At 64.5% G+C, this 18,082-nt stretch carries 17 protein-coding genes and 1 pseudogene; 7 read left to right on the top strand and 11 right to left on the bottom strand.

Going from position 1 to position 18,082, the window contains the following annotated elements; translation table 11 throughout:
* Positions 1 to 5 precede the first annotated feature (5 nt).
* Entirely contained in the window at positions 6 to 2,045 is a 2,040-nt protein-coding gene (locus H7A76_RS11165; protein WP_185698527.1) for a TonB-dependent receptor, read from the bottom strand.
* A gap of 374 nt (positions 2,046 to 2,419) precedes the next feature.
* On the opposite strand from H7A76_RS11165, the gene H7A76_RS11160 reads away from it, so the two are divergent.
* Together H7A76_RS11160 and H7A76_RS11155 are read left to right on the top strand one after the other, a co-directional pair.
* On the top strand, positions 2,420 to 2,650 hold the full coding sequence (locus tag H7A76_RS11160) for a VF530 family DNA-binding protein (RefSeq protein WP_185698526.1): 231 nt from the start codon (positions 2,420 to 2,422) through the stop codon (positions 2,648 to 2,650).
* A gap of 8 nt (positions 2,651 to 2,658) precedes the next feature.
* On the top strand, positions 2,659 to 3,330 hold the full coding sequence (locus H7A76_RS11155) for a Pr6Pr family membrane protein (RefSeq protein WP_185698525.1): 672 nt from the start codon (positions 2,659 to 2,661) through the stop codon (positions 3,328 to 3,330).
* A gap of 54 nt (positions 3,331 to 3,384) precedes the next feature.
* On the opposite strand, the gene H7A76_RS11150 is transcribed toward H7A76_RS11155, so the two are convergent.
* The 3 genes from H7A76_RS11150 to H7A76_RS11140 all read right to left on the bottom strand — a co-directional run bounded on the left by H7A76_RS11150 (position 3,385) and on the right by H7A76_RS11140 (position 8,019).
* Positions 3,385 to 4,170, bottom strand: a complete 786-nt coding sequence (locus H7A76_RS11150; RefSeq protein ID WP_185698524.1) for a siderophore-interacting protein — start codon at positions 4,168 to 4,170, stop codon at positions 3,385 to 3,387.
* The gene (locus H7A76_RS11145) at positions 4,167 to 4,748 is read right to left on the bottom strand and encodes a PadR family transcriptional regulator (RefSeq protein WP_185698523.1); all 582 of its coding nucleotides are present in this window, start codon (positions 4,746 to 4,748) and stop codon (positions 4,167 to 4,169) included. Before H7A76_RS11145 ends, H7A76_RS11150 begins: the two co-directional genes overlap by 4 nt.
* A 163-nt stretch (positions 4,749 to 4,911) precedes the next feature.
* Positions 4,912 to 8,019, bottom strand: coding sequence for a transglycosylase domain-containing protein (locus tag H7A76_RS11140; protein ID WP_185698522.1), 3,108 nt, complete (start codon positions 8,017 to 8,019; stop codon positions 4,912 to 4,914).
* A gap of 475 nt (positions 8,020 to 8,494) precedes the next feature.
* Here H7A76_RS11140 and H7A76_RS11135 point away from each other — a divergent pair, with 475 nt between their 5' ends.
* On the top strand, positions 8,495 to 9,910 hold the full coding sequence (locus tag H7A76_RS11135) for an amino acid permease (protein WP_185698521.1): 1,416 nt from the start codon (positions 8,495 to 8,497) through the stop codon (positions 9,908 to 9,910).
* A 103-nt stretch (positions 9,911 to 10,013) separates the two neighbouring features.
* Here H7A76_RS11135 and H7A76_RS11130 read toward each other — a convergent pair whose 3' ends face one another.
* The 7 genes and pseudogenes from H7A76_RS11130 to H7A76_RS11100 form a co-directional block, all read right to left on the bottom strand.
* On the bottom strand, positions 10,014 to 10,613 hold the full coding sequence (locus H7A76_RS11130; protein WP_185698520.1) for a hypothetical protein: 600 nt from the start codon (positions 10,611 to 10,613) through the stop codon (positions 10,014 to 10,016).
* 9 nt (positions 10,614 to 10,622) lie between these two features.
* Entirely contained in the window at positions 10,623 to 11,216 is a 594-nt protein-coding gene (locus H7A76_RS11125) for a papain-like cysteine protease family protein (RefSeq protein ID WP_022643466.1), read from the bottom strand.
* Positions 11,217 to 11,443: 227 nt separating this feature from the next.
* Entirely contained in the window at positions 11,444 to 12,286 is an 843-nt protein-coding gene (locus tag H7A76_RS11120) for an alpha/beta fold hydrolase (RefSeq protein ID WP_185698519.1), read from the bottom strand.
* 77 nt (positions 12,287 to 12,363) lie between these two features.
* The gene (locus H7A76_RS11115; RefSeq protein WP_185698518.1) at positions 12,364 to 12,660 is read right to left on the bottom strand and encodes a cupin; all 297 of its coding nucleotides are present in this window, start codon (positions 12,658 to 12,660) and stop codon (positions 12,364 to 12,366) included.
* Between the two features lie 73 nt (positions 12,661 to 12,733).
* The gene (locus tag H7A76_RS11110) at positions 12,734 to 13,018 is read right to left on the bottom strand and encodes a putative quinol monooxygenase (RefSeq protein ID WP_185698517.1); all 285 of its coding nucleotides are present in this window, start codon (positions 13,016 to 13,018) and stop codon (positions 12,734 to 12,736) included.
* Positions 13,019 to 13,080: 62 nt separating this feature from the next.
* Entirely contained in the window at positions 13,081 to 14,700 is a 1,620-nt protein-coding gene (locus tag H7A76_RS11105) for an FMN-binding glutamate synthase family protein (protein ID WP_185698516.1), read from the bottom strand.
* A 187-nt stretch (positions 14,701 to 14,887) separates the two neighbouring features.
* A pseudogene (locus H7A76_RS11100) lies at positions 14,888 to 14,962 on the bottom strand (LuxR C-terminal-related transcriptional regulator); the annotation flags it as partial.
* A gap of 119 nt (positions 14,963 to 15,081) precedes the next feature.
* Between H7A76_RS11100 and H7A76_RS11095 the strand changes: the two are divergent.
* From H7A76_RS11095 to H7A76_RS11080, 4 genes are all read left to right on the top strand, one after another.
* Positions 15,082 to 15,351: a type B 50S ribosomal protein L31 gene (locus H7A76_RS11095; RefSeq protein ID WP_185698515.1), complete on the top strand. Its 270-nt coding sequence runs from the start codon at positions 15,082 to 15,084 to the stop codon at positions 15,349 to 15,351.
* Positions 15,352 to 15,547: 196 nt separating this feature from the next.
* Positions 15,548 to 16,894: an HD domain-containing phosphohydrolase gene (locus tag H7A76_RS11090; protein ID WP_185698514.1), complete on the top strand. Its 1,347-nt coding sequence runs from the start codon at positions 15,548 to 15,550 to the stop codon at positions 16,892 to 16,894.
* 87 nt (positions 16,895 to 16,981) lie between these two features.
* Complete coding sequence (locus H7A76_RS11085; RefSeq protein ID WP_185698513.1) at positions 16,982 to 17,413, top strand: NUDIX domain-containing protein; 432 nt, start codon at positions 16,982 to 16,984, stop codon at positions 17,411 to 17,413.
* A 23-nt stretch (positions 17,414 to 17,436) separates the two neighbouring features.
* Positions 17,437 to 18,075, top strand: a complete 639-nt coding sequence (locus tag H7A76_RS11080; protein ID WP_185698512.1) for a LysE family translocator — start codon at positions 17,437 to 17,439, stop codon at positions 18,073 to 18,075.
* Positions 18,076 to 18,082 lie beyond the last annotated feature (7 nt).

Raw genomic sequence — 18,082 nt, 5'->3', positions numbered from 1 at the left:
GGGCCCTAGAAGGTGGTGCGCAGGCCCACTTCCACACTGCGCCCGGCCGCTGGGGCGATATCCCGCAGGATCGAACTGGCGTAGCGCACGGTCTGGTTGGTCAGGTTCTCGCCCTTGACGAAGGCCAGCCACTGGCTGCTGCCGATGTCGAAGCGATATCCGGCGCTGGCTCCCAGGGTGGTGTAGCCATCGGTGCCGCTTTCGTTGTCCGGCACCCGGCCTTGGTTGGCGGCGTGTTGCACGTCCAGGCGGGCCTGCCAGCGGTCCAGTTCCCACAGCAGGCCGCTGTTCAAGCGCAGGGGGGCGATACGCGGCAGGTCCTGGCCGTTGTCCAGGTTCCTGGCCCGGGTGTAGTCGCCGGACAGCTCTAGGGCGAACTTGCCATAGGCGTTCTCTCCCAGGGTCCAGCGATCCTGGGCTTCGATTCCGGTGAAGCGCGCCCGCACGCCGGAGTAGGCGTACTCCGGGATACCCGCCGGATCTTCCTCGCCCTCGTCGTTGCGCATGCGACCGGTGCCCAGCAGGCCGATGTAGTTGGAGAAATGGCTGTAGAACATCCCGACGCTGCCTTTATGCACGCCGTTGTCGAAGCGCAGGGCCAGGTCGCTGGAGACGGCCTTTTCCTTGGACAGCTTGGCATTGCCCACTTCGTAGGTGCCGGTGGCGACGTGGGCGCCGTTGGCATACAGCTCGTAGAAGGTCGGCGCGCGTTCGGTGTAGCCCAGGGTGGCGGCCAGGGACCAGACCGGAGTCAGGGTGTAGATCGCGCCCGAGGACAGGCTGCCGGCAGTGAAACTGCTGGATTTGTCGGCCTGGGCGAAGCGTTCGTTGCCCTTGCCATCCGGGTCCACGACGGTGTGTTCCAGGCGGCCGCCCAGGCTGAACTTCAAGCGATCCGTGGCTTGCAGCTCCTCGAGGATGAACAGCGCGCCGCTGTTGGTATCGGTTTTCGGGACAAAGGCTTCCTCGCCCAGGGCCGAGAATTCATTGCGGTTGAACTGGGCCCCGACCACCCCTTCGAGCGGGCCGATAGGCAGGTGCCGGGCCTCGACCCGGGCTTCATAACCCTTGTTCTTGAAGGTGGTGCCGGTTTCGCCGCCTTCGATCTCGCGGTGTTCGTAGTCGGTATAACCGGCATTGAACTTCAGCGAACTGAAAGGGCCTTGCAGGTTGCGCAGCTCGGAAGCGAAGGCGTAGTGGTCCTGCTTCATGCGGATGCGTACGTCCTGCTCGGCGGGGGAACCGTAGTTGGAGTCGTAGTGGCTGTAGGACAAGCCGGCGTAGCCGTCGTCCCAGGTATAGGACCCGCCGATGGCGCCACCGTCCTGGCGGCCGTCGCTGTTGCCCAGGCGGCCTTTCTTGGCGTCCCCGTCTTCGCTTGCCGGAGCATGGCGGCTGCGGGCGTAACCGGGGATCTTCAGGTCGTTGAACTGCCGCGAGTTGGCGTCCAGGTGCAGGGCGAAGGTGCCGTTGCCGGCTTCCAGCTTGCCGGCGCTGCTGCGGGTGGTGTCGGCACCGCCGTAGCGCAATTCGCCGGCACCGTGGATGCCCTCGATGGCTTCGGTGGGGATGCGGTTATCGAAGCTGTTGATCACCCCGCCGATGGCATTGCCGCCGTAGAGCAGGGCTGCCGGGCCTCGGACGATCTCGATGCGCTCGACGTTGACCGGGTCCAGGGGCACGGCGTGGTCATAGGACAGCGACGAAGCATCCAGGGCGCCGACGCCGTTGCGCAGGATACGGATGCGATCGCCGTCCAGGCCGCGGATCACTGGGCGGCTGGCGCCGGGGCCGAAGTAGGACGAAGACACTCCGGGCTGGTTGTTCAGGGTCTCGCCGAGGCTGCCCTTCTGCGCCAGGGTCAGCGAGTCGCCTTCGACCACCGTGGTGGGGGCGGCCAGTTCGGTGTTGCCCAGGGGGTTGGCGGTGATGACCTGCTGTGGCAGTTCCACGGCGTGGGCCTGGGTGGCGATCAGCACGGCGACGGACAGCGGCGACAGGCGCCACAGTAGCGAACGAGAAGGGTGGTGGGCTGAGAGGGACATCGGTCGTTCCTTGGCAAGCTTTGCGCGGCGCGCATAGGGTCGAAAAACAGGCGGGGCACGGCATGGCCCGGAGTGCGGGCGAGTTCTTTTGAATTGGTACAATATAACATCTCATTTATTTGTAAAAGTCGGGATCTTTTCATCAGGTTGCCGAGCCGCACCTCGGGGGGAACGTAAGTCCCGTGGTAGCCGCCCTAGCCTGCGACCGGGTGCGCAGCGGTTGCTGGAAGGTGTGGCCGATCGATCACTGGAGGTCTTGCGGACCTTGGCGCAGGCCCGGTAGCGGCTACAGTTAATTCAGCGCGCTGGCGTGGGCGCAGGCCGTCGGCTAAGGTGCGCGGCTTGTTTTCCTCATCTGCGTTCGAAGGCCTGGCATGACCGTTACCCACACCGACCCGCTGCATGGCGTGACCCTGGAACAGATCCTCAAGGCCCTGGTGGAGCACTACGAATGGTCGGGACTGGCACAGCGCATCGATATCCGCTGCTTCAAGAGCGACCCGAGCATCAAGTCGAGCCTGACATTCCTGCGCAAGACGCCCTGGGCCCGGGAGAAGGTCGAGCGACTCTACGTGAAATTGCAGCGCACCAAGCGTCCGCTCTGAGGCCGCGCATGAAAAGCGGATCGCTGGCCCAGTGGTCCGGTCGGCGGGGCCTGATCGCGACCGCAGCATTGCTTGGCTGGTTCGGCCTGGCGGTGCAGATGTACCTGATCCTGCTGCTGCGCTGGGATGTCGGCGCCAGCTTGCTGGGCGGCTTGGTGAACTTCTTCAGTTTCTTCACCGTGCTCAGCAATACCCTGGTGGCCAGTGTGCTGACCTGTGCCCTGAACCTGCGCATTTCCCGCGGGCAGGCGTTCATGCTCCAGCCCTGGGTCAGTGGCGCGGTGGCGGCCAGCATCGTGCTGGTGGGCCTGGCCTACAACCTGCTGCTGCGCCACTTGTGGCATCCCGAGGGCTGGCAGTGGCTGGCCGATGAGCTGCTGCACGATGTGATGCCGCTGCTGTTCCTGGCCTATTGGTGCTGCTGCGTACCCAAGGGCCGCTTGCGCCTGCGTCATGTCGGGCTATGGACGCTATACCCGACCTTGTACTTCGCCTACCTGCTCCTGCGCGGTCATTTGCTTGGGCTCTATCCCTATCCCTTCATTGCCGTGGACCGGCTGGGGTATCCCCGGGCCGTGCTCAATGCCCTGGGGCTGCTGGCAGGGTTCGTGCTGGTGTCGCTGCTATTGCTGGGGCTGGACCACTGGCTGGGGCGCCGGCATTGCGCGGGCCAGAAATGATTCGCCGGCGAGGTGCTGGGCACCTGCGCCGGCGAAGGTTTGGCGGCTGAGCGATCAGTCTTCTTCGCTGGTATCCAGGCGCCAGTAGCCGACGGCCTTGACGAACTCGTCGTCGAGCCGGTGTTCATCGAGCAGAATCCGGCGCAGTTGCCGCGAGACCTTGCTCTCGGTGGCGATCCAGGCATACAGCCGGCCTTCGGGCATTTGCAGAGCGCGCACGCAAGCAAGCAGATCCTGCTGGCCGCCATCGCGTTCGACCCAGATCACTTCCACCTCGGCGGCACTGTGCAGTGCCTGGCGTTCGGCACGATCCTGGATTTCGATCACCGCCAGGACCCGGCGACCGGCAGGCAGTTCCTCCAGGCGCCGGGCGATGGCCGGCAGGGCGGTTTCATCGCCGATCAGCAGGTAGCTGTCGAAGATGTCCGGGACCACCATCGAGCCTCGTGGTCCGGCGATGTGCAGCTCCTGGCCGGGCTGGACCTGTTCGGCCCAGGTCGATGCGGGGCCGTCGCCGTGCAAGACGAAGTCGATGTCCAGCTCGCCCAACTGCGGGTCATAGCGGCGCGGGGTGTAGTCGCGCATGGCGGGCATCGGCCCGCTGTCCTTGCCCGGGCCCATGACCAGGGTTTGCAGGGCGGCTTGCTGCTCGGCGTTCTGCGGGAACAGCAACTTCACATGGTCGTCGCTGCCCAGGCTGAGGAACCCGGCCAGTTCCGGGCCGCCCAGGGTGACCCGGCGCATGCGCGGGGTCACGTCGACCACCCGCAGGACCTGCAGGCGTCGGCGCTTGATCTCGTGCATGACCCGGTGAATGGACAATTCGGGAGTGGCAGTCATTCGGCTTTCTCCTGGCTGGAAGGGGTTGCAGGACCATCGACAATGGCCTTGGCGGTGTTGTTCAGCAGATCGCGGACCCGCAGGATTTCCTCGGGGCTCCAGCGGCCGTTATGCATTTGCAGGGCATGGCGCAGGTTGTGCACCGCCTCGTGAATTTCTGCCGGGCGGTCATGCCCGCGCAGCGAGCGCTTGCTGACCTCGATGCGCATGCGCACGCCATCCAGGGCAACGGCCTGCTCCTTGAGGAACAGACGACCGATGTCGGTGGCGCTGTAGCGTTTTTTCCCGCCTTCGGCGTCGCCCTGGATCATTTCGCTTTCTTCCAGGAAGGTCAGGGTCGGGTAGATCACGCCCGGGCTTGGGCTGTAGACGCCATCGAACATGGTTTCGATCTGGCGGATCAGGTCGTAGCCATGGCAAGGCTCGTCGGCGATCAACGCCAGCAGCAGCAGCTTCAGGTCGCCGGGGGCGAATACTCGTGGGCCACGGCCGCCGCGTTCACGGCCGCCACGGCGCTCGAAGCCTTCGGGGCCGTCGCCATGTCCGCGGTGATGATGGGGAGGGTGGTGCGCTCTCATTTTCGTGCTCTCCGTTTTGGTTAAGACATAACTTAAGATATATCTTAAGAGTGGCGCAAGGGTTCCGCAGGCTCCGGGGCCACCGTTCGTCGCGAGCGCTAGTTGGCAAAGAGAGCGCGAAATGCCGTGCAGTCAGCCCTGGGGCTGGCCGCCGTGGAGGGTGTCAGCGTTGCGCCAGGTTGCCCTGGCACTGGGTGCCGCTACCCGGTTGCAGGTAGGGCATGAGGATCGGCGCCATGCCCTTGAGCACCTGCACCGGCAAGGCCGAGGTGAACTTGAAGGCTTGGGCGGAGGCGCCGGGAACATAGGCGGTGAGGGTGCCGAAGTGGTGATCGCCGATGTAGAACACGAACGTCGCGGTGCGGTTGATGGATTTGGAGCTCAGCACCCGGCCTCCGGCGCCGATGGCTTCGATGCGGTTGTCGCCGGTGCCGGTCTTGCCGCCCATGGCCAGGGGCGTGCCGTCGGCCAGCTTGAAGCTGCCGGATACCCGCTTTGCCGTGCCTGCATCCACCACTTGGGACAGGGCTCCACGCAGCGCCGTGGCTACCTGCGAAGGCATTACCCGCTGGCCTTTGTCCGGGTCGTTGAGCAGGCGGGTTTCATAGGGGGTGCCGGCGGCGAAGTGCAGGCTGTCGATGCGCAGGGTCGGCAGGCGTACACCGTCGTTGAGAATGGTCCCCACCAGCTCGGCCAGGGCCGCTGGCCGGTCGCCGGAACTGCCGATGGCGGTGGCCAGGGACGGCACCAGGTGGTCGAACGGATAACCCACGGCCTGCCAGCGCTGGTGGATGTCGAGGAACGCCTCGATCTCCAGCATGGTGCGGATGCGGCTGTCCCGGGCGCTGCGGTGACGGCTCTTGAACAACCAGCTGTAGACCTCCTGGCGTTCGAACTCGCTGGCCTTGACCACCTGGCTGAAGCTGGCTTCGGGGTTGTTCATCAGGTAGCCGAGCAGCCACAGGTCCAGCGGGTGGACCTTGGCGATGTAGCCCTGGTCCGGCAGGTCGTAGGCGCCCGGGCCGTAGCTGGCGTAGAGCTTGTCCAGGCGCTCGTCGGTGAGCTTCTCGCCGACCTTGGCGTTTTTCATATGGGCCCGCACGAAGTGGTTGAAGCTGTCCTGGCTGGCATCCGGTAGCAGGTAGCGATGCACCGCGGCCAGGCGGATCGCCGTGGGGTGCATGCTGTCGAGGAAGGTTTCCAGGCGCGACTGGGTGTCCTTGTTGCGGTACTTCTTCCAGAACCGCAGGAGGAACGAGGTGCCTTCGCGGTCGGCGAAGCGCGCCAGGTATTCCTGGCGCCGTGGGTTGTCATCGTCCTTGAGCAGCTCGGCGCTGGTGCTGTCGCCACCGTAGGTGCTGTAGCGCACCAGGTCGCGCATCAGGCGGATGAACGGCAGGTTGATGGATTCGCGCAGGGCATCGCGCAGGGTCGGGCTGCGGCCGTTGTCTTCGTTGCGAAAGTTGTGGAAGTGGTGCACGCCGCCGCCGGTGAAGAACGCCTCGCCGGGGCTGGCGGAGTAGGTGCGATCCAGGGCGGCATCGAGCATCTTCGGCAGGCTGCGGTCGCTGTTCTGCGCCAGGTAGTCCAGGGCCCAGCGGCTCAGGCGGTCCTGGTCGTCCACCGAGACTTTCTTCAACTGCGCCAGGGTCTGCCCGGCGTACTTGTCATGCAGCTCGGCGACGATCTGCAGGTAGGTGGTCAGCACCCGCAGCTTGGCGGTGGAGCCCAGCTCCAGCTTGCTGCCTTCGTTGATGTCGAAGGGCTGGTCGGTGCTGTCGGTCTGCACCCGCACTCGGGAGCCGTCGCCGGTGAGTTCGAACAGGGTGAAGCTGTAGCGGACCTGGGTGGTACTGGTGGGGGTGAGCAGGCGTTCGCCAAGCACTCCGACCTGTGCGGCGAACGCCGGGTCGGCCAGGTGCTTGAGGTACTCGGTGGCCTGGCGTTGCAGGTCGCTCTGCAGGGTGCTGGTGGCCGAGAGGTCGAGGCGATCCAGGTCGTACAGCGGCCGGTTGAGCAGGGCCGCCAGGCGGCTGCGGGCCACGCTGATGCCCTTGTTGGTCTCGATCGGCTGGATCGTCGGCTGTTGCTGCCAATCCCGATAGGTCACCTTGCTGGCCAGGGCGGCGGCGCTCAGCGCCGGGTCGATGACATTGTTCTGCGCCAGCAGGCGGATGTGGCTGTCGGTCAAGTCCGCCAACTCTGTGCGGCCCTTGGCCAGGTAATGGGAGGGGCGGCGCTGGGCAATCATCAACGACAGCACCTGGCGCAGGGCCAAGCCACGCTGGGCCAGGCTGTGGGCATCCGTTGCCGTGCCGGCCAGGGCCTGGTTGACCTGGTTGAAGTCGGCGCCGTACCAGACCCGCAACCCTTCGGCCAGGCCGTGCACCTCGCCATGGCCGGGCACCGCCGAGAGCGGCACGCTGTTGAGGTAGTCGCGGACGATGCGCTTGCGGGCCTCCAGGGTCTGCGGGCCGTCCTGGTAGGCGCGCACGCTGGCGGAAATCATCTGGCGGATCTTCTCCCCGCCCGACACCGTCAGGCCGTCGGGAGAATGGCGGTATTTTTCCAGCTGGGTAGCCAGGGTGCTGCCCCCGGCGCTCTGGCCGGGCAGGTGCAGCAGCCGAGCCACCTGGGACCAGGCGGCCTTGGCGAAGCGTGGCCAGTCCACCGCCGGATTGGCCTCGGCCAGCTGTGGATCCAGCAGGTCGCGGTTCTCGATGAACAGCAGGCTATGCACCACCAGGGGCGGGATGCTGGCGAAGCTGGCATAGAACTGCTGCGGATACTTGAACCGGTACAGCGGCGCGGCGCGGCAATCGGTGATGGATAGCCCGGCCTGGATCTTCTCGGCGTAGGGTACGAAGAGGCCGCTTTCGCTGTAGTTCATCAATGCCTTGGAGAACCGTACCTGGGCTTCGATCAGGTAGCCCCGCTTGAGCAGGCGCGGCAGGAACTCGCCCAGGGCGCTATAACCCAAGCGCCGATCGAAGGGACCGGCGCCGGGATAGACAATCGCGTCGCTGGGGCCAGGTTGCAGGGAATAGCTCAGGTCACGGGCCAGGTTGCTGAATTCCCGGGCCTGGAGCCTGGAGGTACGCATTTCGCGGCTCGCGGCAACGCCCAGGGCGATCAGGGCGATCAACGTCAGCAGCCAGAACAGGCGCCGGAAATAACGGCGGGGCCGGGGCCGTTCGGGCAAAGGCGCTTCGTCGTCGCTGTGGCTTGGCACTGCGGTACTGCGTGGATCGGTGTGCCCCAAAGCGCCCATAGTCGATTGATCCCTCCACAGAGATTGATCGGACTTGTCTGAAGCTTAGTCGGTGGTGGCCGGTGGTGAAGAAATTGTCAAAACAGACGCTGTCTTGCTCCTGTGGCGAGGGAGCATGCTTCTTCACCACAGAACAGCGCTTTTCCCAGGTAAATACGCCCTAGGTAGGGGCATGACGGGGCATCGGGGCTGTGCAATACTCACGCCCCTTTCCGAGTGGGGTTTGGTGGAAAAAGCAGGGAATGCTTCTCCGTGAAAGCGGTTTTTGCCGAGATTTCTCTCTGAATTTTGCTGTTTATAGAGTGAAAAGCCCTGTGACGAGCTTTTTATACTGCGCACCCCGCTGACCTGGCAGGTTTTGTCCTACAGGCGCGCCGTCCCACAAGGCCGGTCCGGTCGAGCACGCCGCGGTTATCCGCCGCGACCTGGAAGACTCGGTGGTTCATATCCAATAACAAAATGAGGTTGTATCTCTATGCCAGTTGGCAACCAACTGCCCCACGGCGAGACCGCTCAGGGCGGCCCGCTGAAACGCGAACTCGGCGAACGGCATATTCGCTTGATGGCCCTGGGCGCCTGTATCGGCGTCGGCCTGTTCCTCGGCTCGGCCAAGGCCATCGAAATGGCCGGCCCGGCCATCATGCTGTCCTACATCATCGGCGGCCTGGCGATCCTGGTGATCATGCGCGCCCTCGGCGAGATGGCGGTGCACAACCCGGTCGCGGGTTCCTTCAGCCGCTATGCACAAGACTACCTGGGCCCGCTGGCGGGCTTCCTCACGGGCTGGAACTACTGGTTCCTGTGGCTGGTGACCTGTGTCGCGGAGATCACCGCCGTGGCGGTGTACATGGGCATCTGGTTCCCCGATGTGCCGCGCTGGATCTGGGCCCTGGCGGCCCTGGTGAGCATGGGCTCGATCAACCTGATCGCGGTCAAGGCCTTCGGTGAGTTCGAGTTCTGGTTCGCCCTGATCAAGATCGTCACCATCATTGCCATGGTCATCGGCGGTGTCGGCATCATCGCCTTCGGCTTCGGCAACGAAGGGGTGGCCCTGGGGATCTCCAACCTGTGGACCCACGGCGGCTTCATGCCCAACGGCGTGACCGGGGTGCTGATGTCCCTGCAGATGGTGATGTTCGCCTACCTGGGCGTGGAGATGATCGGCCTGACCGCCGGTGAAGCACGCAACCCGCAAAAAACCATTCCCAACGCCATCGGCTCGGTGTTCTGGCGCATCCTGCTGTTCTACGTGGGCGCGCTGTTCGTGATCCTGTCGATCTACCCATGGAACGAAATCGGCACCCAGGGCAGTCCCTTCGTGATGACTTTCGAGCGCCTGGGGATCAAGACCGCCGCCGGCATCATCAACTTCGTGGTGATCACCGCGGCCCTGTCGTCCTGCAACGGCGGCATCTTCAGTACCGGCCGCATGCTCTACAGCCTGGCGCAGAATGGCCAGGCGCCGGCCAGCTTCGCCAAGACCTCGGCAAGCGGCGTGCCGCGTCGCGCCTTGCTGCTGTCGATCTTCGCCTTGCTGCTGGGCGTGCTGCTCAACTACCTGGTGCCGGAGAAGGTGTTCGTCTGGGTGACCTCCATCGCCACCTTCGGTGCGATCTGGACCTGGGTGATGATCCTCCTGGCCCAGCTCAAGTTCCGCAAAGGCCTGACCCCGGCCGAGCGCGCCGGCCTGAAGTACCGCATGTGGCTGTACCCGGTCAGCTCGTACCTGGCGCTGGCGTTCCTGGTGCTGGTGGTGGGGCTGATGGCCTACTTCCCGGATACCCGCGTGGCGCTGTATGTCGGCCCGGCGTTCCTGGTGCTGCTGACCGCGCTGTTCTACCTGCTCAACCTGCATCCGACCAACTCCCAGCAGGCCCGTTCGGCCTCCTGACCAGCGGCTCGCGCTGCTCCCGGCGTGAGCGGCCGGGCCTGGTGGCCAGGCAATGAACAATCCGGCGTCCCGCGAGGGGCGCCGGTTTTTTTTGGGGCCGGGCTCAACCGCCCAGGGTGCCGCTGGCGTCGGCATCGAATACCGCCTTGGCTTGCTTGGCGGCCGGTACCAGCAGGCCGAACAGCGTGGCCTCGCTGTAGAGCTGCCGGGGTGCCAGGTTGGTGGGCGTGGGCTCGATGGGGATCAGCACTTCCTCGGCGTCGCCGTGCAGCCAGATCAGCGTCGCTTGCAGGGCCGGGACGAACAGCAAGCGCAGTTCATAGGACTTGCCTTGCAGCTGTGGGGCCTGCTCGGCCAGGTTCAGGGCGCTGATGGTCGAGGCCGCCAGGGCTCCGTGGTTCAGCGCGCAGAACTCCAGCTGGCCGGTGGTTTCGGTCAGTTGGGCATCGGCGATCGAGACGCCGCCGGCGAACACCAGGTAATGCCAATCGCCCGGCGTGGCCTGGGCCAGGTCCCGGCCGTTGGCCAGGTCTTCCAGGCTCAGGCTATAGCCACGAAAGGCCTGGGACAGGTTCAAGGTGCCCGGGCCGGCATTGGCGAAGGCGCGATTGATACCGAAGCCCTGGGTCCGCAGGGCCGCCTGCAGGGCCGGACGCAGTTGCTGGACGCCACCGGCGGGCGCCTTGGGATAAGTCAGTTGCATGCTGCCTCCTCAATAGTTTTTCCGGGTGAAGTAGGTGTGGGTCCAGTTGCCGCCGCCGTTGTAGGTGCCGGGGAAGCTGTTCAGGGCGCGGGTCGAGTAGCCGAAGATCGAGTCGGCCACCAGTACGTAGCCGCCGTCGGTGCCATAGATCGCCAGGAAGTGCGCGCCACCGCCGTACCAGGCGCAGCGCAGGCCGACGGGGCGGCCCATGCCGAGCTGGTTCTCGATGGCGGCCATCTGCATGCGATCTTCGCGCATGCCGCCGTAGCTGCCGGTGGTTCGCAGGGCCGAGTCCAGGTAGCCATAGACGTTGCACGGTCCGGGCTGGCTGCAGCAGGTGCTGCGGCCCAGCTCGGCGTTGGCCACGCCGCATTGGGTCCAGGAGCCGGTGTTGTAGTAATTGCCGACCGAGGCCGACAGGGCAGCCCAGCACCAGTTGGTCTGGGTTTGCTGCTGGATGTTGAAGTTCAGGCGGGCGCCGGCCAGGGGCGCGGCTTCGGCCGCTTGAGTGATTTCGTCCAGTTCCGGATCCAGCAGGGTGCCGGCCAGGCAGCGGGGCATGACCTGTGGATTGCCGATAGGGGGCAGGGTAGTGCTTAGCATGTTCATCCTCCGTGAATGAAAACCAGCCTCCGGCTGGTGTTCGTCGCCGCACGGGAGCGAGCGGCGTACCGGACCCGGATGCCAGTCTCGATGGCAGGCGCTGTCGGGTCTGTAATCAACCTTAGATGAAATATGCGTCAGCGCAATTAAAATATGCGTTTATGCAAGTATGCCGATAAAGACGTCCCCGCTAAAGGGGACATCCGTGGCGGGGCGAAGGCCCGGGGTCATTGGTCGTCGAGGAAATGCTCGAGGGCGGCGTTGAAGAAACCGGGGTCCTGGAGAAAGGCGAAGTGGCTGGTATTGGGCAGGATCAACAGCCCGGCCCCGGGAATCGTCGCCGCCATGTATTCGGTGTGCTCACGCTTGATGGCTTCGTCGCGATCGCCATCGACGATCAGTACCGGCGCCTTGATCCTGGAAAGATCGGCGTCGCTCCAGTTGGGCTGGCTGGCCCACATGTGGCTGATCTGCTCGACGAAGGCCTGGTACTCCCCGGGTGTCGGTGACAGCTTTGCGTATTCCTGGCCGGCGCGTTCGATGTAGGCGGCAAAGGTCGGATTGTTCTCCACCCCTTCCTTGACGCCGCCGGTGCGAGTGTTGGCGGCGTAGGCGAAGACCTTGCCCACCCGTTGCGGATAGCGCATGGCCAGGTCCAGGCCGAGGATCGCGCCATCGCTCCAGCCGACGAAATCGGCCCGGGGGATGTTCAACTGATCGAGCAGGGCGATCACATCGTCGGCCATCAGGTCGTAGCCGTAGGGGCGGGCATCGCGGGTGCTGCGTCCATGGCCACGGCTGTCGACGCTGATCACCGTGTGCCGGGCGGCCAGGGCCTTGACCTGATGGCCCCAGTAGTCGGCATTGCCCAGGCCGCCGTGCAGCAGCACCACCGGCGAGCCATGGCCGATCTTGCTGTAGTAGAGGCGTATGCCATTGACCTGGGCATAGTCGGACCGGGCCTCGGCCAGTGGAGCCGGGGTCGGGGGCAGGGTCTGCCAACGCTCGGCAGCGATGGCGGTGTCGAGCGATATCAACAAGGCGAGCATTGCAAGCAAGCGACGAGACATGGGGATTCTCCATTCCAATGGGGCCGGTGGGGCCTCTGCGGGCAGTGGTGTGCATCGTGCGCCCGTGCACGCGAAGCCTAGACGTCGATGATCACCAGGGTGCCATGGCTGCCGGGCAGCACGCTGTGGGCCTGGCCGGCCTGGACCAGGTACATCTGCCCGGGCAGCACCTCCACGGTGTTTCCTTCGATGCCCAGGCGCAGGCAGCCAGCAGTGACCAGCAAGCCTTCGTTGTAGTCGTGGATTTCTTCGGCATAGAGGCGTGGGTCCATGCGCAGCACCTTGATGCGTGCCGGGCCGACCTGGCCAACCTGCTTGGATTGCCAGGTTTCGGGCAGTTGACGGGACAGCAGCTCGAATGACAGCAGTGACATGGTGGATCTCCCAAAAGTAGGTCGTGTCGGGGCTGCTTTCGGTGGTCCGGTCAAGCATCGTGCAGGGTGTTTTCTAGAACGAGTCCATTAACAGCACGCGGCATTCGCGGGCCTGGAATGCATTGATCTGCGGGACCAGGCGGGTGAAGTGCTCGCTGCGGCAGTGAGCATCGAGGGCGGCCTGGTCGGGCCATTGTTCGATGAAGATGAAATGCCCGGGGTCCTTCTGGTCGACGAACAGATCGTAGGCGATGCACAGTGGTTCCTGGCGGGTCTTCTCCACCAGTTCGGCGTACCACGGGCGTACGGTCTCCAGGTGTTCGGGGAGGATGAAGTCTTCGGCAATGACCTTGAGCATGATGATCTTCCTTGTGGGTTGGCCAGGCTCCCTTGGCATCCGGGGAGCCTGGACGGCGGGTCTCAGGCCGCGGCCGGGGTGTTGGGCTCGAAGCTGTCGGCGCGGGCCAGTTGCCACATGCGCGAGTAGAACTCGCCGGTGACTTCGCCGGTCAGCAATTCGCCGGGCTTGAGGAATACATGCAATTGGGAGAAGAGCTTGATCTCGGTGGCCGACATGCGCCGTACCAGGTGCTTGGCTTCCAATTGCGACGGGTGCTGCAGGCCGGCGGCGGCGAGCATCTCGGCCAGGGCCTTGAGGGTATTGCGATGGAAGCTGTACACCCGCTGGGCCTTGTCCGGTACCACCAGGGCCCGCTGTCGCAGGTTGTCCTGGGTGGCCACGCCGGTCGGGCATTTGTTGGTATGGCAGCTCTGCGACTGGATGCAGCCGATGGCGAACATGAAGCCGCGCGCCGAGTTGGCCCAGTCGGCACCGATGGCCAGTACGCTGGCGATGTCGAAGGCGCTGACGATCTTGCCGCTGGCGCCGAGCTTGATCTTGTCCCGCAGGTTCAGGCCCACCAGGGTGTTGTGCACGAACAGCAGGCCTTCGCGCATCGGTGCACCGATATGGTCGGTGAATTCCACCGGTGCGGCGCCGGTGCCGCCTTCCTTGCCGTCGACCACGATGAAGTCCGGAAGGATGCCGGTCTCCAGCATGGCCTTGGCGATGCCCATGAACTCCCACGGGTGGCCCAGGCAGAACTTGAAGCCCACCGGCTTGCCACCGGACAGCTCACGCAACTGCTGGATGAAATGCATCATTTCGATGGGAGTAGAGAAGGCACTGTGGCTCGATGGCGAGATGCAGTCCTCGCCCATGCGGATACCCCGGGTATCGGCGATTTCCTGGGTCACCTTGTGCTTGGGCAGGATGCCGCCGTGGCCGGGCTTGGCGCCCTGGCTCATCTTGATCTCGATCATCCGCACCTGGGGGTTGCTGGCCTGGGCGGCGAAGCGCTCCGGGTCGAAGCGCCCATCGCTGGTGCGGCAGCCGAAGTAGCCGCTGCCCAGTTCCCAGGTCAGGTCGCCGCCGTGCTCGCGGTGGTAGGGGCTGATGCTGCCTTCGCCGGTGTCATGGGCGAAGTTGCCGAGTTTGGCGCCCTGGTTCAGCGCGCGGATGGCGTTGGCGCTCAGGGAGCCGAAGCTCATGGCCGAGATGTTGAACACCGAGGCCGAATAGGGCTGGGTGCACTGTGGGCCGCCGACGGTGACGCGGAAGCTGTCGGGGTCGCTCAGGGGCGCCGGGCGCATGGAGTGGCCGATGAACTCGAACCCCGACTGGTAGACGTCGATCAGGGTGCCGAAGGGCTTGTCCGCGGTCTGGTTCTTGGCCCGCGAATAGACCAGCGAGCGCTGGGCCCGGGAAAAGGGCAGGGCGTCGCTGTCGGATTCCAGCAGGTACTGGCGGATTTCCGGGCGGATGCCTTCGACCAGGTAGCGGATATTGCCCAGGATCGGGTAGTTGCGGCGCACCGCATGGGGGCTTTGCAGCAGGTCGAAGATCCCCAGCAGGCTCAGCAGGCCGGTGACCAGGGTGAAGGGCCAGACCCAGTCATATTCGACGAAGGGCAGGCTGGCGAGGGTGAATATCACGCAGGCGGCAAAGAAGGCATAGCGGCTCAGGAGTGACAGGCTCATACGGGTTCCTTGGTTCGGACTCATCAGATCGTTTGTCGGTACTCATGCTTGTTGGAGCGCTGGTTCTTGTTGTTATGTCCGGGCCCGGCGGCAGGCCGGGCCGGCTATCAGGCGCCATGCACCTGAAGAAAGTTCCGCGAACAGCTGGGGCCGGGACGCCATGCCCCGGCGTACTGCCGATGATTGTCTTATGGTTTTTCACCGTCTCGGTGGAAATTTCCAGCTTACGGGCGATCTCCTTGCTGGAGCAACCGCTGATCAGCCGCTCTGGCGCGGCGCAAGCAGGCGGTTTGCGGTTTATTGCAATCGGCTCTCGTTTGGAAAGTATCGATTTGTTACTGTATAACGTAATAATTCTATCCAAGCGCCCTGGAGGCCCCCATGAAACCCGGAATCCATCCCGATTACCGCACCGTGCTGTTCCACGACACCGCCGCCGACGTGTTCTTCCTCATCGGCTCCACCGTGGACACCGATCGCACCCACACGTACAGCGACGGCCAGACCTATCCCTATGTGGCCCTGGACGTCTCCAGCGCCTCGCATCCGGTGTACACCGGCCAGCAGCGCAAGACCCAGTCCGAAGGCCGTATCGCCGGTTTCAACAAGCGCTTCGCATCCTTCGGCTCCGGCGGCAAGGCCGCCAAGTGAGTGCACCGGCCGCGCCCCTCGGCATTGGCCAGGGGCGTCGCTGAATGACAGCGGGACACTGTCGCTGGATGAATGGTGTTAAAAAGCCATCATCTCAATTGGAAATTCTTCTAATCTTCAATCAGGCAGCAAGCTTCGTTGTTGCCGGCACACGCAATGATCGACGCGTGCATCGACGTTGACCCGAGGTGTTCCCATGGGCGATCCGGACGTTGTCACTGTCTCCCGCTTGCCCGGGGTCCTGCTGGTGGATGCCCAGGACCTGGTCCTGCAACGCCTGCGCCAGTTGCTCAGCCCCTATCCCTACGCACTGCATTTTGCCCGGGACGCCATCCAGGCCCTGCACGTCATGGCCCACTGCGAAGTGGACCTGGTGATCAGCGCCGCCCACCTGCCGCAGATGGATGGTCCGGCGCTGCTGGCGCGCATTCACCAGCAGTATCCGGACACCACGCGGATCCTGCTGACCGGTGACCCGGACCCCAGGCTCATCGCCAGGGCCATCAACGAGGGCGAGATCTATCGCTACCTGAACAAGCCCTGGGACGACCAGGAGTTGCTGCTGGCCCTGCGCCAGGCCCTCGACCACCAGCATGCCGAGCGTGAGCGCCAGCGCCTGGGGCTTCTGGTGCGCCAGCAGAACACTGAGCTCAAGGCGCTCAACGTCCAGTTGCAGCGGCGCGTCGCGGCGCGCACTGCCGAGTTGCAGCAGACCGCGGACATGCTCGACCTGGCCTACGAGGAGCTCAAGCACAGCTATGCCACCGGTGCCGAGCTGTTTTCCCTGTTGGTCAACCAGCGCCTGCCTCCGGCCAAGCAGACCAACCGGCGGATCATCGAGCTGGTTCGCGCCTACTGCACGATCCAGGGGTTGGATGCGATCTTCCAGCGTGACCTGGCCATGGCCGCGGCCTTGCACAACATCGGCAAATTGAGCTGGAGCGATCAGCTGATGACCACCCCGGCGGACCTGCTGCACCACCAGCAACGCGAGCGCTACCGGGCTTATCCGCAACAGAGCGAATCGCTGCTGATGACCTTGGAACCGGTGCAGGATGCCGCGCGGCTGATCCGTCATCACCAGGAGCACTGGGATGGCACCGGCTTTCCCGATCGGCTCAGGGGCGAGGCCATTCCCCTGGGTTCACGGGTGCTCAAGCTGGCGGTGGATTTCATCGAGTTGCAGTGCGGCCTGATCCTGGAGCGCCGCATGAACAGCGACGAGGCCCTGGTCTTCATCCGCAAGTACGCCGGGCGCCTGTACGACCCGCAACTGGTGGAGGGTTTCATCCAGGTGTGCTCGGTGTACCTGTGCGACGTGACCCTGGGCGATCCGTCGGTCCGGGTCCTGGGCACCCGCGAATTGGCGCCGGGCATGATCCTGGCGCGTAACCTCAACGCCGACAACGGCATGTTGCTGCTCAATGCCGGCAAGGTGCTCAACCTGCCGTTGGTGGACAAGCTGATTGCCTTCGAAACCATGGAGGGCGCGCGTTACAGCGTGTTCGTCAAGCTGCCCCGGGAAGAAGCCGTGGGCGCCTGAGCGACAGCAAAAGACCATTGCTCGATAGCGTCGGGAGGGCGGCACGTGTGATCCTTGCCCCTTCATTTCCAAGGTCACCCCATCGTCATGCCTGCTTCTTCTGCCGATCCTTCCATCATTCGTATCGCCGCCGCGCTGTTGATCGGTGCCGACGGCCACACCCTGCTGGTGCGCAAGCGTGGCACCCGCGCCTTCATGCAGCCTGGCGGCAAGATCGAGGCCGGCGAGCAGCCGGTGCATGCCCTGGCCCGCGAGCTGGAGGAGGAGCTGGGCCTGTGCATCGACCCGGTCCAGGCCCGCTACCTGCAGCAGTTCTCGGCTCCCGCGGCCAATGAGCCCGGCCATGTGGTACAGGCCGAGGTCTTCCTGGTCCGCATCGATTCCCCGGTGACTCCGGCGGCGGAGATCGAGGAGGTGCGCTGGATCGATCCGGCCGGTGACGGAGATTTGTTCCTGGCGCCGTTGACACGGGATCTGATCTTGCCGTTTTATCGCCAGTCTCAAGCGACCCTCGCCTGACTTATCACTCGCCAAGGACTGCCATGATCCCATTGCACGACTACCTGATTTTCGTCGCCGCCTCCCTGTTGATGGTGCTGACCCCCGGGCCGAACATGATCTACCTGATCTCCCGTTCGATCTGCCAGGGACGCAAGGCCGGCGTAACCTCGTTGCTGGGCGTGGTGGCGGGATTCTTCGTCCACCTGATGGCCGCCTCCCTGGGGCTCACCGCCGTGTTCATGGCGGTGCCCATGGCTTATGAAGTCCTCAAGTGGGCAGGTGCCCTGTACTTGCTGTGGCTGGCCTGGCAGGCGCTCAAGCCCGGTGCCCGGTCGCCCTTCGAGGCCCAGCAGCTACCGGCCGATTCGCCGCGCAAGCTGATGACCATGGGCTTTCTGACCAGTGCCCTGAATCCCAAGATCGCCGTGTTCTACCTGTCGATCTTCCCGCAGTTCATCCATCCCGAATACGGTTCGGTATTCACCCAGAGCATCCTCCTCGGCCTGACCCAGATCAGCGTGAGTTTCTCGGTGAACCTGCTGATCGCCCTGTTCGCCGCCGGTATCGCCTCCTGGTTCGCCAGTAACCCGACCTGGTTGTCGGCCCAGCGCTATTTCATGGGTTTCGTGCTGGCAGGATTGGCGGTGCGCCTGATGTTCGAACAACGTCGTGCCAACTGAACACCGG

It is taken from the genome of Pseudomonas sp. MSSRFD41 (genome assembly GCF_014230245.1).
In the GTDB taxonomy this organism is placed as follows: Bacteria; Pseudomonadota; Gammaproteobacteria; order Pseudomonadales; family Pseudomonadaceae; genus Aquipseudomonas; species Aquipseudomonas piscis.
The sequence above is the reverse complement of the archived record's forward strand: the minus strand, read 5'-3'. Positions and strand labels throughout refer to the sequence as shown.

Coding starts and splice junctions, on each gene's coding strand:
- H7A76_RS11165 (WP_185698527.1), bottom strand. CDS start 2,045: ATGTCCCTCTCAGCCCACCACCCTTCTCGTTCGCTACTGTGGCGCCTG.
- H7A76_RS11160 (WP_185698526.1), top strand. CDS start 2,420: ATGACCGTTACCCACACCGACCCGCTGCATGGCGTGACCCTGGAACAG.
- H7A76_RS11155 (WP_185698525.1), top strand. CDS start 2,659: ATGAAAAGCGGATCGCTGGCCCAGTGGTCCGGTCGGCGGGGCCTGATC.
- H7A76_RS11150 (WP_185698524.1), bottom strand. CDS start 4,170: ATGACTGCCACTCCCGAATTGTCCATTCACCGGGTCATGCACGAGATC.
- H7A76_RS11145 (WP_185698523.1), bottom strand. CDS start 4,748: ATGAGAGCGCACCACCCTCCCCATCATCACCGCGGACATGGCGACGGC.
- H7A76_RS11140 (WP_185698522.1), bottom strand. CDS start 8,019: ATGGGCGCTTTGGGGCACACCGATCCACGCAGTACCGCAGTGCCAAGC.
- H7A76_RS11135 (WP_185698521.1), top strand. CDS start 8,495: ATGCCAGTTGGCAACCAACTGCCCCACGGCGAGACCGCTCAGGGCGGC.
- H7A76_RS11130 (WP_185698520.1), bottom strand. CDS start 10,613: ATGCAACTGACTTATCCCAAGGCGCCCGCCGGTGGCGTCCAGCAACTG.
- H7A76_RS11125 (WP_022643466.1), bottom strand. CDS start 11,216: ATGCTAAGCACTACCCTGCCCCCTATCGGCAATCCACAGGTCATGCCC.
- H7A76_RS11120 (WP_185698519.1), bottom strand. CDS start 12,286: ATGTCTCGTCGCTTGCTTGCAATGCTCGCCTTGTTGATATCGCTCGAC.
- H7A76_RS11115 (WP_185698518.1), bottom strand. CDS start 12,660: ATGTCACTGCTGTCATTCGAGCTGCTGTCCCGTCAACTGCCCGAAACC.
- H7A76_RS11110 (WP_185698517.1), bottom strand. CDS start 13,018: ATGCTCAAGGTCATTGCCGAAGACTTCATCCTCCCCGAACACCTGGAG.
- H7A76_RS11105 (WP_185698516.1), bottom strand. CDS start 14,700: ATGAGCCTGTCACTCCTGAGCCGCTATGCCTTCTTTGCCGCCTGCGTG.
- H7A76_RS11095 (WP_185698515.1), top strand. CDS start 15,082: ATGAAACCCGGAATCCATCCCGATTACCGCACCGTGCTGTTCCACGAC.
- H7A76_RS11090 (WP_185698514.1), top strand. CDS start 15,548: ATGGGCGATCCGGACGTTGTCACTGTCTCCCGCTTGCCCGGGGTCCTG.
- H7A76_RS11085 (WP_185698513.1), top strand. CDS start 16,982: ATGCCTGCTTCTTCTGCCGATCCTTCCATCATTCGTATCGCCGCCGCG.
- H7A76_RS11080 (WP_185698512.1), top strand. CDS start 17,437: ATGATCCCATTGCACGACTACCTGATTTTCGTCGCCGCCTCCCTGTTG.